General features: G+C 47.9%; 13 protein-coding genes and 1 rRNA gene. 12 read left to right on the forward strand and 2 right to left on the reverse strand.

What is annotated here, in order from left to right:
• Positions 1 to 115, forward strand: a 5S ribosomal RNA gene (rrf, locus tag CBX96_RS17705).
• Between the two features lie 233 nt (positions 116 to 348).
• Here rrf and CBX96_RS17710 read toward each other — a convergent pair.
• Positions 349 to 1,053 carry a DUF2057 domain-containing protein gene (locus CBX96_RS17710; protein WP_109287574.1) on the reverse strand — a complete coding sequence of 235 codons (705 nt, stop codon included), beginning with the start codon at positions 1,051 to 1,053 and terminating at the stop codon, positions 349 to 351.
• A 270-nt stretch (positions 1,054 to 1,323) separates the two neighbouring features.
• Complete coding sequence (locus CBX96_RS17715; RefSeq protein WP_109287575.1) at positions 1,324 to 3,381, reverse strand: bifunctional 2',3'-cyclic-nucleotide 2'-phosphodiesterase/3'-nucleotidase; 2,058 nt, start codon at positions 3,379 to 3,381, stop codon at positions 1,324 to 1,326.
• 691 nt (positions 3,382 to 4,072) lie between these two features.
• Here CBX96_RS17715 and CBX96_RS17720 point away from each other — a divergent pair.
• From CBX96_RS17720 to CBX96_RS17770, 11 genes are all read left to right on the forward strand, one after another.
• A complete protein-coding gene (locus tag CBX96_RS17720; RefSeq protein ID WP_109287576.1) occupies positions 4,073 to 6,220 on the forward strand; it encodes a M3 family metallopeptidase in 2,148 nt (715 codons plus the stop codon).
• A gap of 225 nt (positions 6,221 to 6,445) precedes the next feature.
• Complete coding sequence (locus CBX96_RS17725; RefSeq protein WP_011622308.1) at positions 6,446 to 7,069, forward strand: 2OG-Fe(II) oxygenase; 624 nt, start codon at positions 6,446 to 6,448, stop codon at positions 7,067 to 7,069.
• Between the two features lie 416 nt (positions 7,070 to 7,485).
• Positions 7,486 to 8,088, forward strand: a complete 603-nt coding sequence (locus tag CBX96_RS17730; RefSeq protein WP_109287577.1) for a GNAT family N-acetyltransferase — start codon at positions 7,486 to 7,488, stop codon at positions 8,086 to 8,088.
• 82 nt (positions 8,089 to 8,170) lie between these two features.
• A complete protein-coding gene (locus CBX96_RS17735; protein WP_011716633.1) occupies positions 8,171 to 8,635 on the forward strand; it encodes an N-acetyltransferase in 465 nt (154 codons plus the stop codon).
• A gap of 34 nt (positions 8,636 to 8,669) precedes the next feature.
• Positions 8,670 to 9,065, forward strand: a complete 396-nt coding sequence (locus tag CBX96_RS17740; RefSeq protein WP_109287578.1) for a hypothetical protein — start codon at positions 8,670 to 8,672, stop codon at positions 9,063 to 9,065.
• 261 nt (positions 9,066 to 9,326) lie between these two features.
• A complete protein-coding gene (locus CBX96_RS17745) occupies positions 9,327 to 9,713 on the forward strand; it encodes a hypothetical protein (RefSeq protein ID WP_109287579.1) in 387 nt (128 codons plus the stop codon).
• Positions 9,714 to 9,959: 246 nt separating this feature from the next.
• Entirely contained in the window at positions 9,960 to 11,024 is a 1,065-nt protein-coding gene (locus CBX96_RS17750) for a DUF2157 domain-containing protein (RefSeq protein ID WP_109287580.1), read from the forward strand.
• Complete coding sequence (locus tag CBX96_RS17755; RefSeq protein WP_109287581.1) at positions 11,017 to 12,141, forward strand: DUF4401 domain-containing protein; 1,125 nt, start codon at positions 11,017 to 11,019, stop codon at positions 12,139 to 12,141. Before CBX96_RS17750 ends, CBX96_RS17755 begins: the two co-directional genes overlap by 8 nt.
• Entirely contained in the window at positions 12,141 to 12,656 is a 516-nt protein-coding gene (locus CBX96_RS17760; protein ID WP_109287582.1) for a GDYXXLXY domain-containing protein, read from the forward strand. Before CBX96_RS17755 ends, CBX96_RS17760 begins: the two co-directional genes overlap by 1 nt.
• Positions 12,657 to 12,895: 239 nt before the next feature.
• The gene (locus tag CBX96_RS17765; RefSeq protein ID WP_109287583.1) at positions 12,896 to 15,742 is read left to right on the forward strand and encodes an ExeM/NucH family extracellular endonuclease; all 2,847 of its coding nucleotides are present in this window, start codon (positions 12,896 to 12,898) and stop codon (positions 15,740 to 15,742) included.
• 206 nt (positions 15,743 to 15,948) lie between these two features.
• A complete protein-coding gene (locus CBX96_RS17770; RefSeq protein WP_109287584.1) occupies positions 15,949 to 16,377 on the forward strand; it encodes a DUF6678 family protein in 429 nt (142 codons plus the stop codon).
• The last annotated feature ends 5 nt before the right edge of the window (positions 16,378 to 16,382 follow it).

The raw sequence follows: 16,382 nt of genomic DNA on the forward strand, positions 1-16,382 counted from the left end.
TTGGTGACAATAGCATTGTGGTCCCACCTGATCCCATCCCGAACTCAGAAGTGAAACGCAATCGCGCCGATGGTAGTGTGGGGTCTCCCCATGTGAGAGTAGGTCATCGCCAAGCGCCTAATTAAACAATGAAGCCAGCTGAATAAGCTGGCTTTTTTGTTTTTCGCGTTTTCAATTTCCACCGGTTAACTCTTTATATTGCCACTTCACTCACGGTTCAGCTTGGTTTTCCCCTAACCATTTAGGCAAATTATATCAGGCCAATAAAAAGAGCAACTTAGGTTGCTCTATTCTGTATGGGGTAGCGTGTCTTGCTCGTTTGTTACTGCAAAAACATAACGAACACGCTTATTGCTCGTTAATTTTTGCCTTGAATTTTGCTTTGGTGGCGTCATCGGCGAGGTGATACCAATAATCCAGCATATGGCTGATTTCGGCTTGAGTCGGCGAGTCAGGCGCTGCGCCTTGTGTTATTGCTACTGTTGATGCGGCAGTACTGGTGGCTATGGCTGTTGATGGTGCAGAAGTGGTAGCAGGCAGCGTTGGAGCACTCGTTGCTGCAGATACTTGAGGCGCAGCAAGCGTTATCGAGGCGGGATGCTGGCCTTGATTGTATTGAAAGATTTCCTGCTCGAAGTTTCGGCCTATCTGAAGCCCGTTTTTCACTAATCTGTCTTGGTCAAAGCTAATTGCTTGATTGTGCTTATCTAACAGCGTGAGTGACGGTGACTCATCGAATTGCTTTGCGGCTTTGGCCGAGTCGATACTAGGCAGTTTGAGCAGTAATGCTTGGTCGGTTTCATTAAAGCGGATGATCAGTACGTCCGATTGGTAGCGTACCGAATTAGCCTGTTTGCGGTACTGGGCGTTGAAGCGAAACGCGATTTGGTTCAATCCATCACTCAACGTGACTGGCGAGGTGCTTAATGGCTTTTGTCCATTCACAGTTAACAGCTCGACATCACTTGGCAGCAGCAGGATAACTTCCGCACAAACGGGTTGCAGGCTGGCAAGCAGCATGGCGGATGCGCACAGGATAGAGGGGGATTTCATAGGCTTTCTCTTGGTTGATATCACGCACTAATGATAAGTGAGATAGCCGTTAACACAAAGTGGAGAGCTAAGCCGATGATCACAAAGGACACTCAAAGCACTATACATTCATCGATATTTAGTTGGGATCTAGAATAAAGAAAAGGCTCACTGGGAGCCTTTTCTTGTCTAAGTACGAGACTGAGTTTAGCCTGATATTGGCTTAACCTAAGCGTAATAACGCAAATTACTTCGCTTTATCTTGGCTTAACCTAAGCGTAATAACGCAAATTACTTCGCTTTATCTTGGCTTAAATTGATGCGGTACACGGCAAAACCGAGTTCATCTTTACTGATCTTGGTCATTTCGCGTTGTTTATTGGCTTCGATAAAGGCAGCGGCTTTATCGCTATCTTGGGTCTGGAAGCGAATATCTAACGCAACATTGGTGCTGATGGTTTTGAAATCCCAGTTGTAGTCAGCACTTGGGTTGACCATGCCATCATACTTGCCTGTGGTTTCGTTGAACTGAGATTGCGCCGTGATGTAGGCCGCTAAGGCTTCACGGTTAGTATCTGGTAGTTCCAGTACCACATGATCACTTCCTGTACCGGCAAACTTGCCACCAAAGGCGCGGTAGTTATTTGAGGCCACGATAAATTCTTTGGCCGCAAACTCTTCGCCAGTAAAGACTTTACCGTTGGCATCTGTGTAGCTTAAATCGACGATACGGTTAGCGTTGGCATTGACGACGGCACAGTCGCGGTCAAACTTGCTTGGTTGAGTCACATCAATCTTGTAGGTCAAGCCATCGAGCACGTCGAAGTTGTAGGTTGGGTGACCATCCCAGTTGATTAATTCCTGCGGCGTGGTCTTGGTTGGATCGATTTGATTGAATTGGTTAGCCGAACACTCCAGCCAATCTTTCAGTTCAGCACCCGTCGCTTTAACCGCCACCATAGTGTTGGGGTAGAGGTAAAGATCGGCGGCGTTTTTAAAGGTCAATGCGCCTTTATCCACTTGTACATATTGGTCTGCATCACTGGTTGTACCGTGGCGACCACCAGCTTTGAATGGCGCAGAGGCCGATAAGACTGGCAGATCTTTTAATGCCTCGGGGAGTTTGGCTTTAACGTTGGCAATTTGCGCGTCAGAAACGATTTGTACGGTTGGATCGTCCTGCACTAAGGTCAAGAAGCTATACATATCGGCGGCAGCAACCCCAATTGGCTCGTCCACGAAGGCGAGTGTCCCTTGGTGCTCGGCGGCGACAGCATCATGGATGGCGGTGTCGGCTTCGACTAATGGTGTTTTAGTTGCACCATCATAGATAGGACGTGCCTTAGTGGTGGCACTGAGCACTGACCACTTACCGTCTTTACGCTCGAGTTTAAAGTCGACCACACCTAAGTTGTCACCCCAGCGTCCAGGCATGACGGCTGGTACACCATTTAACAGACCTTTAGTCACGTCTGTGTTAGGTAAGTCGGCATATTTGGCATCGGGGAAAATAGAGTGGCTGTGACCAAAGAGGATGGCATTAATACCGTCGACATAGGTCAAGGCATAGGTTGCGTTCTCTGCCATAGGATCGCCAGGATTTTCGGTCGAACCAATACCAGAGTGTGGGATTGCGATAATCAAATCAGCGCCTTTTGCTTTCATTTCAGGCACATATTTTTTGGCAGTCGCCACAATATCTTCAACCGTTACTTTGCCGGTCAGATTTTGTTTATCCCACAATAAGATTTGTGGTGGCACAAAACCAATATAACCAATCTTAATGGTTTGGTTATTTCCTTCGCTATCGACGATTTGTTTTTCTTTAATGATATAAGGGGTGAATAAATGCTCACCTTTTTTCACATCATTCCAGCAGCCATTATCGTCGGCACAATAGACGTTGGCGTTAATATAAGGGAATTCTGCACCATGAAGTGATTTATTTAAAAAATCTAAACCATAGTTAAATTCGTGGTTACCGATATTACCTACTTCGTAATCTAATAGATTCATCGCTTTATAGGCGGGGTGAACATCGCCCATTTGCAGGCCGACTTTAGCCATGTAGTCACCCATAGGACTACCTTGAAGCAGGTCACCGTTATCTACGAGTACACTGTTTTTGGCTTCTTTACGGGCGGCATGGATAAGGCTTGCGGTACGAGCTAGACCGATAGTTGGGTCTTCTTTACCACTGTAGTAGTTGAAATCCATGATATTTGTGTGCAGATCCGTGGTTTCTAATACACGTAAATCCGCTTGAACGATTTGCTCATCATCCGAGCCACAGGCGCTTACGCCTAAGGCAGCAGTGATCATCACTGCGAGTAGTTTTTTATTTAACATTGTTTTCTCTATTTATATTTATTTGACCCTAATACATGTTCTTTTGAGAACATGCCCATCATCCTGTTAATTCATAACGAAAGAACTGTTAGGTCGTCGCGTCATTCAGTTAACGGACGGGGATTATAAAGAGATTTAATGATCTGAATGTGACATTAATTGGATAAAAGCTGTTTCAAATTGTGACTAGGCGCTTGATTGATTAATTTGTGCACCATGGCTGCGGTATTTTTATTCATCGGCTGGTTAACTCGATGTTGCCAGCTATTTATTAAGAATAATTAATATTTGTTAGATGATTGAATTTCGCCTGTGCTGATATTCGATGAGTCTCTGAGATAATGTTGACGATTTTTATGAAGTGTTTTCACCTAAGCTTTTATTTATAAAATAAATTCCATCGTTTAAAACCTTGATTGTTTTTACGCCTTACCTATGGCTGCTCGTCGCTCAATCGCAGACAAAATGCCCTTGATTGCGTAGTTTGACGGCCGTCACACATAAAGAGATACAAATTCCCCTCGATCCTTGGCTTCGAAAACTTGGCCGAAGGTCGCTTAACTTGCTAAGGTTGTGCGTCGAAAACGGGCGCCCAAAGCATGCGTCAGTTGGAAGAGAAGCCAAAATCCGTTACTCGCACCTTTCACTTAAAAAATATAAAGACAGGGCAGTAACACTCTAGGGAGTTCCTATGCGTAAGTCTGTTATTACTACTGCCGTGGCCGCGGCATTGTTATTGGGCGCTTGCTCAGAAAAACCGGCAGCCAATACTGAGGCCGCCAATGCGGTCGCGACGCAAGCTGCTGCATCGACTCAAGCTGATGCAACCAATGTGTTATTGAGTAAGAGTCCACTGCAGGATCAAGCTCCGCAGTTTAATCTGATCAAGAGTTCGGATTATGCCCCTGCGTTTGCGCAGGGCATAAAAGAGCATGAGGCTGAAATTGCTGCCATTATTGCCAATAAACAGGCGCCCACCTTCGAGAATACGATTTTAGCCATGGAAACCTCGGGTGAGTTGTTAACTCGAGTGTCACGCACCTTCTTCAATCTGGCGGGGTTAATCTCCGACGATGATTTTCAAAAAACCGAGGCGGACTTAGCGCCTAAGCTATCGGCCCACCGCGATAACATCTACTTAGATCCAAGTTTATTTGCCCGTGTTGAAACCGTATATCAACAACGTGCCGGGTTAAATGCCGAAGATAAGCGCTTGGTCGAGTTTTATTACGAGCAGTTTGTACGTGCTGGGGCCAAATTATCCGATGCCGATAAAGCCAAAATGCGCGACTTTAACGCTGAGTTAGCGACCCTTGCGACTGAGTTTTCCCAAAACAGCTTAAAGTCATTTAAAGACGATGTGATTGTTGTGACCGACAAAGCACAACTGGACGGTTTATCTGACAGCGAAATCGCGACCTTAGCGGCCGCAGCGCAGGCAGCGGGTAAAACGGGTTACCTGATTACCTTAGTGAACACCACTCGTCAGCCTATTTTAGCCAGTTTAAATAACCGCGAACTGCGCCAAAAAGTTTGGGAAACCTCGGCTCACCGCGCCGTTGCCAGCAATGGCCCTTTAATCGTGAAGATGGCGCAGCTGCGCGCCAAGAAGGCCAATTTGCTCGGCTTTGATACTTGGGCAGCCTACGCCGTAGCCGACCAAATGGCTAAAACGCCAAGCGCCGTGTATGAAATTTTAGATGACTTGGCGCCTAAAGCGCTGGCTCACGCTAAGGCCGATGCGGCGGATATCCAAGCTGAAATCAAAAAGGCCGGCGGTAATTTTGAATTACAACCTTGGGATTGGGCTTATTACGCCGAGAAAGTGCGTCAGCAAAAATACGCCCTCGATGAGAGCAGCATCAAACCCTACTTTGAGTTTAACTCTGTTCTGAAGGATGGTTTGTTCTTCGCGATGCACAAACTCTACGGCATCAGCGTTAAACCGCGCACCGATTTACCAGTATGGAATAGCGATGTCCTCGCCTTTGAGGTTTTCGATAAAGACAACAGCTCTATTGGTCTGTTCTATCTTGACCCTTATGCCCGTGAAGGTAAGGGCGGCGGCGCTTGGATGGATGAGTTTGTCACTCAAAGCGGCCTGCTAGGCACTAAGCCTGTGGTGTATAACGCACTGAATATCCCGAAACCTGCCGACGGTCCAACCTTGATGACCTTCGATGAAGTGACCACTATGTTCCATGAATTTGGTCATGCGGTGCACGGTTTATTCTCCAAGGTGAAATACCCGAGTGTGGCAGGTACCTCTACAGCGCGCGATTTTGTGGAGTTTCCGTCTCAAGTTAACGAAGATTGGAACATTGACCCTGCGGTCATTGCCAATTACGCCAAGCACTACCAAACTGGTGAGCCTATTCCTAAAGCCTTACTCGATAAAATCTTAGCCTCGAATAAATTTGGTCAAGGTTTTGATACTGTTGAGTATTTAGCGGCTGCATTACTGGATATGGAATGGCACTCGATTGGTGCCGACACCCAAATTAAGGATGTGGAACAGTTTGAGCATCAAGTGTTAGCCAAACATGGCCTCGATTTCGCGCCAATTCCACCGCGTTATAAGTCGAGCTATTTTAGCCATGCTTTCTCCGGTGGCTATTCTGCCGGTTATTACGCTTATCTGTGGACGGAAGTGTTTGCCGCCGATGCCTTTGCCTATATGGGCCAACATGGTGGTTTAAAAGCCGAAAACGGCGATAAGTTCCGTGATGCGGTATTGTCTAAAGGCAACAGCGAAGATCTGATGCAGGATTACATCCACTTTACCGGTCAAAAACCCACGACCGATGCCTTATTAAAGCGCCGTGGTTTAGTCGATTAAACGATTCATTGTAAAAAGGGCCAAAGGCTTGGTAGGGCAACCTATCAAGCCTTTTTTTACGCTATTGTTTTTCGATAATCTTTACTCTAAAATCCCGCCAAATTTGACTGTGGGATAGCTTCTTTATCCCGTATCGACGCCCCTCGAAAATCAGGCTCAGTTCCCCCTCCTTTGAGCCCTTGAGTACAGCTAAAGCGTAGCCTTTTATTATTGGATGTAGCATTAATGGTTTCGCAATTAAGTGAAGCAGTGCTGGATGTGATCGCTGACGCCTTGGTAGACAAAGGCTATATTTTTTTACCCGAGTTAATTCCTCACCCCATTAGCCAAGTATTATTGGAAAAAATCCAAGCAACAGAAATACATGAGCTCAAAGCGGCCTCGATTGGACGTGGCGCTGAGCAGCAGCTTAATCCCGATATCCGTCGCGATAGGATCCAGTGGCTTGAGGAGCAGAGTGAACCAGATAGCCTCTATTTAGATTTGATGACGCAGTTAAAGGATGGCCTAAATCGTCGATTATTTATGGGGTTATTCGACTACGAAAGCCATTATGCCGTGTACCAACCCGGCGCCTTTTATAAGAAGCATGTGGATGCACTAAAAGGCAGTCAAAACCGTATCTTAACTACAGTGTTTTTCTTAAATCCCGATTGGACGCCAGCAGATTGCGGCGAGCTGATTATTTACGATGAAGCCGATAATGAGATTGAACGCATCGCGCCTAAAATGGGTCACTTTGTGATTTTCTTAAGCGAGCGCTTCCCCCATGAGGTGAGTAGAACCTTAGCCCAGCGCAACAGCATTGCTGGCTGGTTTAGGGTGAGTAATAGCGTGCACGGGTTTTAATGTATTGGGCCGTAAAGGCTTGATGCTGCTGAAATGCTTAATATGATTTCAAAGCGCAGTGTTTTTAAGTAAACACTGCGCTTTTTTGATCTTAATGGGCTGCGTTATCGACATCCGTCAAATCGATGCCTAAGTCGCTCTCTTTTGCTAGTTTGCGTTGACGCTAGGCTAAAAGGGGGCATCACTATCCGAACTCTTTCGATCCCTGCGTTATTTAGCGGCATCAGAACTAGCCTCATTCGATTCATTAACATGTCATTTTCTAAGGCGAAGCTTAAGGAAATCTTAGCGTCAGCACCTAGAATGAAATTAAAAATCACATTGAAAATAGAGGTTTTTTTATTTTAGATTAATGTTAGGCTAGTAAAAAATGTGCGCAAGGACACACTTTTTAGTCAGCTAATGGAGGCGATACTGTGGGCGAACGCGATCTTTTAGGTTGTTTAACGGGTGAACATGTAGTGCTAGAACCCCTCTCTTTATCCCATGTTGCCGCCTTGAGTTTAGCTGTGACAGATGGCGAGTTGTGGCGTTTATGGTTTACCAGCGTGCCAGAGCCAAGCGAGATGAAAGCCTATGTGACTAAAGCCTTGGATGAGAAAGCGCGCGGCGAGAGTTTCCCGTTTGCGGTGCGCGACCGTCTCTCCGGTGAGATTGTCGGCAGTACCCGTATCTGCCATTGGGAGAGCGAGCATCGCCATTTGGAGATTGGTTACACTTGGTATGCTAAGCGCGCCCAGCGCACGGGGATCAATACCGAGTCCAAGTTATTACTGCTGACCTTTGCATTCGAAACCCTCGATGCCATTGCCGTCGAGTTTCGCACCCATTGGCATAATCAAGCATCTCGCCAAGCCATTGCCCGCCTCGGCGCAAAGCAAGATGGCGTGCTGCGCAACAATAAGATCCTCAAGGATGGCACGATCCGCGATACCGTGGTGTATTCCATTATCGATTCCGAATGGGCCACAGTGAAACACAACTTAGCATTTCGCTTACAACAGCGACCAGTAGAGTAGGGCGGATTGCTGCTTTAAATGGCGATGGTCATTCGCTATTTGGACTCGCAACACGCATGTAGATTTGAGGTTGGAAAGGCCGATGGCAAACATTATTTCTCGTGCTGACGTATCCCATAGTCATGAGGTTGCCCTGTTATTTAATGAGTATCGGCAGTTTTACGGCTGTAAGGATGATGTCCTCGCGGCGGAGCAGTTTATTCGTGCGCGATTGCAGGATGCCTCGTCCGTGGTGTTTATGGCGCGCTCCCCCGAGGGAATGGGGCTGGGGTTTGTGCAGTTATATCCCAGTTTTTCATCGCTGCGTTTAGCGCCGATTTTTATCCTAAACGATGTGTTTGTCACCCAGCATGCGCGTTGTGTTGGCATCGGTCGAGCGTTGGTGCAACAGGCGGCGGAATATGCCAAAGCTCAGGGCGCTCGCGCCTTAGTGCTGGAGACCCAAAAGGAGAATGTCCGCGCGCAGGGATTGTATGAGGCCTTAGGGTTTGTGCGGGATCAGAAATTTTTAACTTACGAGCTTGAGATCCACTCATTGCTTAAGTAGTTTATGCTTAATTGCTAATAAAAAGGACAACAAGATGTTTAAAGCGTTTGCCGTTGCCGGCTTAATGTTAACCGTGAGCCATAGCGTAGTCGCCGATGAGGCAGAAAAGGCCTTTAGTAAAGAAGCCATTGAATGTGCTGCTTATTATCAAATCAGTTCCGAGGCCATTGGCGCCATGAATGCCCCGCAAATGCAAGCTGTGGGTGAGCGCTTAAAAAACTCTAAAGTCGAGGCTGAAAATCTGGCGAAGAAGTATCAGTCAGAAGCCGAAGTTACTCAAGCGGTGGCCGACGCTAAAGCGCGCCAGATCCAGAGTCTAGGCGGCTCAAGTAACTTAGGTGCACTAATGGGCAAATACAAAGAAGAGTGTAAAAACCTGTTAGCCGATCCGCAAAAGCGCCTCGATTACTGGACCATGGCCACCATGTAAGCCTTGCCTGTGATAAACAAAGGAGCCTGTGGCTCCTTTGTGTTATCTGAAGTCTATTTATAGATTTACTGTGGTTTAGCATGATTTAGTCTTTATGAATGTGATTCCGCCGATACCTGTGTCATGGCACATGCTATGTGTAATAGCGCACAGCTTTTGTCATTAAGAGTAAGGCTGTTGTAATAGAGTGCCGCTTTGGCGGGTCTTACTCCCTAGATGAGCATGGGCCTAATGGCCGCGAATAAGGGCGAGAGATAACCAATGATCAGTTTGGCGATAGCAACAATCCTGAGCACAGGTGTGTGCGTTTACCACTTACTGGAGGGGAAACAAAAGCGGCTGCCGAAGCTGATGAGTGCGTCCTTATCTGAGCCAGATAAGCAGTGGTTCAGCGCGCTATTTTATTGCCAATCGGTATTCTATGTATCCACTACCGCGGTGTTTTTGGTGTGTGCGCTCAAACTCCTTCCTGAAATGTATGGCTACAGCCTATTGCTGTTTTTGGGGCTTAACTACGGTATGTATGCCATTTGGCTGTTTTACGTGGCGTTGTTATCCCCACCTCAAGCCAGCCTGCGACTCCGTTTGCAATCTTTAGTCTTTTTATTGATAGCCTTGCTTGCGGTGCTCAGCCCACTGCAGTTATAAACGCGTTCGTTGAGCTAGGATTTCCCCTGCCAATAGACAGTACCTATATCCCTTTGGTTGATTTATGGATAAGGCTGAAGATTCACTTATCTATTTGTTCTATTGATCAATACAATAGGGACTATCTTTGGCAATTTGCTTGGCAGGTTTGTCGCGCACTTAGTGATGTACTTAGTGATGCACTTATTGATAGCTCTTAGTGATAGTTGCGCTGTCATTGTCAGGTAATAATAGGGAGATTTCAGATTGCGTTATCTTACCTCGCACGTCTATGAATGGCTGGAACAGGGACATCTCACGCCAACCGAGGCAAACGAACTCTATCGACAGTTATCCGTACCACCCAATGCCGCCAGTTGGCGCAGCTTATTGGCGCAGCTTTTACAATGGGCGGGGGCGTTAAGCTTTGCCTGCGGGGTGATTTTCTTTTTTGCCTATAACTGGCTGTCACTCGCGCGAATGAGCAAGTTTGCGCTGATTGAAGCGGCGCTATTAATTAGCCTTGTCAGCTTTGTCTGGCTGTATTATCGCAGCGCAGCGAAGCAGCTCGTTGACCCTTCTCATTGTTTGTTCGGAGCAACTCTTGCCAATGCTGCGCTGCTGGTGGTGAGCATGTTAGTGGGTGGGCTGCTCGCGCTAGTTGGGCAAACTTATCAAACTGGCGCCGATCCTTGGCAGCTGTTCGCCATTTGGGCGCTTGCGATTTTGCCCTTCGCATGGGTGGCAGGCTTTGATGGCCTATGGTTACTGCTGGTGGGGCTAGTTAATTTAAGCCTTGGGCTGTATGCCGATACGACTTTGCTCTGGCTGGATGAACAGTTGTGGTTATGTCTCTTTGTGGTCCTTAATCTGACTATCTACTACGGTTTTGTGTTTCTCGGCAGTACCAGCAGACGTTGGTATGCGCCATTTGTAGAGTATGCGAGTTCATTGATGGCCATGGGGTGCTTTACCTTACTGGTGTGTTGGATGATTTTTGAGCCGAGCGACACTAAGCCGCTGCTGGTTGCGGTGTGGGTTGGTTATTTTGGCCATCTATTGTTTGGATTCTGGTGGTTCAGGCACAAACGATTGCAGGTTTATCCCTTGGCATTGGGTGGCTTTAGCTTGATCAGCGTCGGCGCGGCGTTATTCACCGAACTGCTGTTTCGCAATAGCGATCCTATTGGCGGCTTTTTGTTGATTGGGCTTTATATCATTTTAGCGAGCACAGGCTTAAGCACTGTGTTAAGGCGATTGCATCGGCAAGCTAAAGCGGGCATCTCGCCTACGCAACTCCGCAGTGAGAATGAGGAGCTAAGCCATGAATAAGCACCCCAATGAGTCGCTGCAAACAAGCGAGATAACTGCGCCGCAAGCTCTGTGGCAGAGTTTATATGCTAAGGGCGCAGTGAATACCCCAGAGTTGCCCGATTCCCAAGATATGCCCTGGTATATCGCCCTGATGCAAGCTGGCGCGGCCTGGATAGCCGCTTGGTTCTTATTAGGTTTTATGGTGTCACTTTTCGATAGCCTGTGGGGGCGATTCGAAGGGGGCGCGGCACTTTTTATCGGTGGCAGCTATTTAGGCTTAGGGCTTGCCTTATATTGGGGCGGGCGCCAGCAGCACTTTTTGCAGCAGTTTGCCTTTGCCTCCTGTTTAAGCGGCGCGCTTGCTCTAGCTTGGGGGCTGTTTGATTTACTCGGCGACACCTTCAATCTGGCTTGGTATCTGAGCATGGCGGCACTGTTTTTACTGCTTTGGGGGATTATCAAGCACGCTGTGGCCCAGTGGGTATTTGCATTTGGCTGTAGTGTCTGCGTCACAGGCCTGTTGGCCGAGTGGCATCTCTTATCGTTAACGCCGACGCTGTGGCTGTTACTATCGAGCATTATGCTACTCAATCTTCACCGCACTGGGCACCACTATCAACGGGCGAGAATGTGGATTTTTGCCACCAGTGCAAATCTGCTCACCATTCAACTTATGCATGTGTTTAGTCTGGATAGCGAGTTTTCGCAGTTGTATGCTGTAGATTGGCAATCGGGGATTACCGCGGTTCATTTACTGATCGTGTTTGCCATCTGCAGCTTTTTACTCCTGAGTCTGTGTAAACAATGGCAGACTCCATTGACCCATCCCGCCATATTATTTGCGCTTTTAGGATTAGTGCTCATTACTGCACTGTCTTTCCCCATGCAGGGATTATCGACGGCAGTGCTGCTGATATTGTTGGGGCACTACGGGCATGAGGCGTGGCTTAAGGGGATGGGAATCGCCTCCGGGCTAGTGTTTGCGGCGGGCTATTATTATTCCCTTGAGACGACCTTGATGCTTAAGTCTCTGTATTTAATGGGATTAGGCGGGGTGCTGATTATCGCAAGGTTACTGATGTGGCGCTTTTTTCCCATCACACAAGTGCAGGTTGAGCATAAGGAGCAAGCATAATGGATACAGCGACCTTAGCATTAAGCCGTTTCCATAAGCGCGCCTTAGTCTTAGTAGTGTTTACCGCCGCGGTACTGCTGATAAGCATCAACTGGCGAATAGCCCAGTTTGAGCAGTTATTACAAGATGGCCAAGTGGTACGTTTTGCCTTAGCGCCAGTGGATCCTCGCTCGATTATGCAGGGGGATTACATGGCCTTGGAGTATGCCATTGCGCAGGAGGTGCGCGCCGCACTGCCTGAAGGGATGACGCAGGGGCAACTGCTGTTGACGCTCGACTCGCAAAAAGTGGCGCGCTTTGTCGGTATTTACCGTGACCAACCAAAAACGGCTGAGCAACTCACGGTAGATTTTCGTCTGCGTAATCATAGAGTAAAGCTCGCCTCAAATAGTTTCTTCTTCGAAGAGGGCCAAGCAGACCACTTCAGCCAAGCCAAGTATGGAGAATTCAGAGTCAGTGAACGGGGAGAGTTGTTGTTGTTGAATCTGCTGGATGAGCAGTTGCAGCCGCTATAACGGACAACCCTGATGATCGTTAACAAGATGGTGAGCCATGCTCGCCATCTTCGCTATTTTTCCTAGTCCAATCCGCTAAATCGTCGCCTAAATATCCATCTTAAGTTGCAACTTGCGTGCAACTAATTTGTAACCTTGATTCCCTATAGTATCGTCAGTTTTCGAGGCTAAGCGCTTCGAGAAATCGTAAGTCTTTAACTTCAATACCAATATAAAAAAGATACTTATTAGGGGTCATTATGTTTAATAACAAAACACTGTTGGCGTTAGCCATCAGTAGCGTGTGTGGGTTTGCCCATGCTGCCGATAATCTGATTATTTCTGAATATGTTGAAGGCAGCAGCAATAACAAAGCCATTGAGCTGTACAACCCAACTGCCAACACTCTCGATTTAAGCCAGTATCAATTGCGCTTCTATTTTAATGGCAGCACCAATGTGGGCACGACTATCGCCCTGAACGGCACCTTAGCCGCAGGTGCGACTTATGTGGTTGCTGATAACGACGCATCGGCGGATATTCTGGCGGTGACGAATCAACAAAGCAGCGCGAGTTTTTTCAATGGTGACGATGCCATTGTGCTGACCTATCAAGACCAAGTGATTGATAGCTTAGGCCAAGTAGGTGTCGATCCCGGCACTGAGTGGGGCAGTGGTGATTTATCGACGCAGGACAATACTCTGCGCCGCAATCCCGATCAGCTAATCGCCGATACCATTATTGATGATGCTGTCACCTTTAATACATGGTTAGGTTTTGCCAAAGACGATATCTCGGATCTGGGTAAGTTCAGCGCAGGCACCCCCAACGTTCCTGTTGAGCCGCCACCGAGTTCACTTGCCTGTGGTGAAGCCTCAACGCCTATCCATGCCTTACAAGGTTCGACCAATGTCAGTCCGTTAAACGGACAAACCTTAGTGGTAGAAGCCGTAGTGGTGAGTAATCAAGAAGCTGGCCTAAAGGGCATCTTCGTGCAAATGGCCGACAACGAAGCCGATAATGATCCTCAAACCTCGGAAGGGGTGTTTGTTTATACCGGTAATGCACCTACGGGTTACGTGGCGGGCGACCGTGTACGCTTAAAGGCTAAAGTCACTGAATATCAAGGCTTAACGGAACTGACTACCGTTGCCGATCATAAACTGTGCGCTGCAGGACAACCCCTACCCACTGCCGCCGTGGTGACCTTACCTGTGAATTCGAGCGATGACTTTGAACCATTTGAAGGCATGCGTGTACGCTTTAGCCAAGATCTGGTGGTGAACGAAGTCTACAACTTGGGCCGCTATGGTGAAATATCACTCGGTAGCAGCCGTCACTTTATTGGGACACAAGTCGCAGCGCCAGGTGCCGATGCCTTGGCCGTGACTGCGGCCAATCTTAAAGACAGTATTTTACTCGACGATGGCCTAACGGCGCAGAACCCCGATCCTGTGATTTTCCCTGCGCCAGGTTTAAGCGCATCGAACACTGTGCGTGTGGGTGATAAAGCCACGAGTCTGACGGGCGTCATGCACTATGGCTTTAATCTTTATCGCATTATGCCGACTGAGCCAGTTAATTTTGTGGCGGAAAATCCTCGTCCACAATCGCCAGTACTAGCCGAAGGTGGCAACCTGAAAGTCGCTAGCTTTAACGTACTGAACTACTTTAATGGTGATGGACAGGGCGGTGGTTTCCCGACTGCGCGTGGTGCCAATACCCTGAGTGAGTTTGAGCGTCAAAAAGCGAAGATTGTCAGTGCTATGGTGGGGATCAGTGCCGATGTGTTTGGTCTGATGGAAATCGAGAACGATGGTTTTGGTGCTAACTCGGCGATTGCCGATCTCGTGGCGGGCCTCAATGCCGCCGTGGGTGAAAATCGCTATGCCTATGTTATTCCAAAGGTCAATGGCAGCAACGTAAGCGCGATCGGTACGGATGCGATTACCGTTGGTTTAATTTATCGCAGTGACAAAGTGAGCCCTCAGGGTGATGCGCGTATTTTATCGAGCGCGAACTCTCCCTTAGATGACGCCGGGCAGCCGCAGTTCGACGACAGCAAAAATCGCCCTATGTTGACTCAAGCCTTCGCGCTAAACGGCAGTGAGGAAAGCGTGGTGGTTGCGGTTAATCACTTGAAATCTAAGGGCAGTGAGTGTGCTGGCGACCCAGATATGAACGATGGCCAAGGTAACTGCAATATTACCCGTACCCGCGCAGCAACGGCAGCAGGGCAGTGGATTGCCGCGCAGTATCCAGAGCAAGGCGTACTGCTGATTGGCGACTTAAACTCCTACGCTAAGGAAGATCCGCTAAGCGCATTGGCTAACGCTGGCTTTAGCGAGTTGTTTGCAAAACTCGAAAAAGCCAATCCTTATTCCTATGTATTCTCGGGTGAATCTGGGCAGTTAGACCATGCGCTGGCCAATGCCGCGTTAGTGGATAAAGTCCTAGATGTGACCGAGTGGCATATCAATACCGACGAGCCGCGCGTGTTAGATTACAACGAAGAGTTTAAGACGGCTGCGCAGGTGCAAGACCTGTACGCCAGTGATGCTTATCGCTCATCGGATCATGATCCTGTGGTGATTTCTCTGTTGCTCGAAGCGGAAAAAGTGGCTCCTGAAGCCAGCTTCACTCAGGTTGTGAATGGTGCGAGTGTGCAATTGACGTCAACCTCTATTGATAGCGACGGCCAAATCGTCTCTACTGAGTGGGACTTTGGTGACAACACTCAAGCCATGGGAGAGGCCGTATCTCACACCTATGCGCAAACTGGTGATTATCTAGTGACGTTAACCGTGACCGATAATGACGGTTTAAGCCATAGCAGTTCACAAATGGTGTCTGTCGTGGTTGAAAATGTGAAGAAACCACCCGTTGCGCAAATTCAGCACATCAATTTATGGCTAGTCGATATGTTTATTTCGACCAGCTATGACACAGACGGTGTGATCAAGCAGCATAAGTGGAAGTTTGATAACGGTAGCCGTGCAAGTGGTCCTGTGGTGTTTCGCCAAGCTCGCCGCGGACTCCATACGGTCGAGTTAACCGTAAAAGACAATGATAAATTAACGGATACCACGTCACTGACGTTCCGTTAAGCGTTAACCACTTTCTATAAATATCAAAAGCCTGCTATTGCAGGCTTTTTTACGTTTATTCACTTACTTAATGACTATCTTAACTGACTGTATCAACTGACCATAACGTGCTCTAAATTCAAGCTAAGTCGATTTAAGTATCTATCCACTTGCGCTAAGATGACGCCACTTAAGGATTTTTACTCACAGGGAGCAGGCGCATCACAATGAATGCAGACACCTTGGCGTACCTCAATCAGCATCAATTAACCTCGGTGTTGAGCCTCACTAAATGGCGTCAGCTGGAGCTGGCACTCCATGAAAAGCCAGAGTTTGTGCCCCATGTGCGTTATAAGCTGCTGGAAGATGAAGGGCCAAATCCAGGTTTTACGCCAGTCTGGTGGGACGAGTTACTCGCGATTTGCGAGCGGATTGAATGGCTTGAGATTGACCCGCTCAAAAGAGAACACCGCGGCAGATTACTGCCGGAAAAGACCACGGATTTTACTGATTATATCGAGGCGCAACTGCACAAGTATCGACTCCCCTACAGTAAAGAAGCACAAGGGCTCAGGATTTGGGGCTATCTTCGCCCCGATGCGGCGATGCCGGTATTTTGTATTGCACCTGGTGGCGAGACCATAAACGAAGGGTAAGCAAA

This window comes from Shewanella sp. BC20 (assembly GCF_003129585.1).
In the GTDB taxonomy this organism is placed as follows: domain Bacteria; phylum Pseudomonadota; class Gammaproteobacteria; order Enterobacterales; family Shewanellaceae; genus Shewanella; species Shewanella seohaensis.

Bases quoted from the DNA above. Each gene is read 5' to 3' on its own strand.
- CBX96_RS17740 (WP_109287578.1), top strand. From the start codon at position 8,670: ATGTTTAAAGCGTTTGCCGTTGCCGGCTTAATGTTAACCGTGAGCCAT.
- CBX96_RS17770 (WP_109287584.1), top strand. From the start codon at position 15,949: ATGAATGCAGACACCTTGGCGTACCTCAATCAGCATCAATTAACCTCG.
- CBX96_RS17755 (WP_109287581.1), top strand. From the start codon at position 11,017: ATGAATAAGCACCCCAATGAGTCGCTGCAAACAAGCGAGATAACTGCG.
- CBX96_RS17710 (WP_109287574.1), bottom strand. From the start codon at position 1,053: ATGAAATCCCCCTCTATCCTGTGCGCATCCGCCATGCTGCTTGCCAGC.
- CBX96_RS17760 (WP_109287582.1), top strand. From the start codon at position 12,141: ATGGATACAGCGACCTTAGCATTAAGCCGTTTCCATAAGCGCGCCTTA.
- CBX96_RS17745 (WP_109287579.1), top strand. From the start codon at position 9,327: ATGATCAGTTTGGCGATAGCAACAATCCTGAGCACAGGTGTGTGCGTT.
- CBX96_RS17715 (WP_109287575.1), bottom strand. From the start codon at position 3,381: ATGTTAAATAAAAAACTACTCGCAGTGATGATCACTGCTGCCTTAGGC.
- CBX96_RS17725 (WP_011622308.1), top strand. From the start codon at position 6,446: ATGGTTTCGCAATTAAGTGAAGCAGTGCTGGATGTGATCGCTGACGCC.
- CBX96_RS17720 (WP_109287576.1), top strand. From the start codon at position 4,073: ATGCGTAAGTCTGTTATTACTACTGCCGTGGCCGCGGCATTGTTATTG.
- CBX96_RS17735 (WP_011716633.1), top strand. From the start codon at position 8,171: ATGGCAAACATTATTTCTCGTGCTGACGTATCCCATAGTCATGAGGTT.
- CBX96_RS17765 (WP_109287583.1), top strand. From the start codon at position 12,896: ATGTTTAATAACAAAACACTGTTGGCGTTAGCCATCAGTAGCGTGTGT.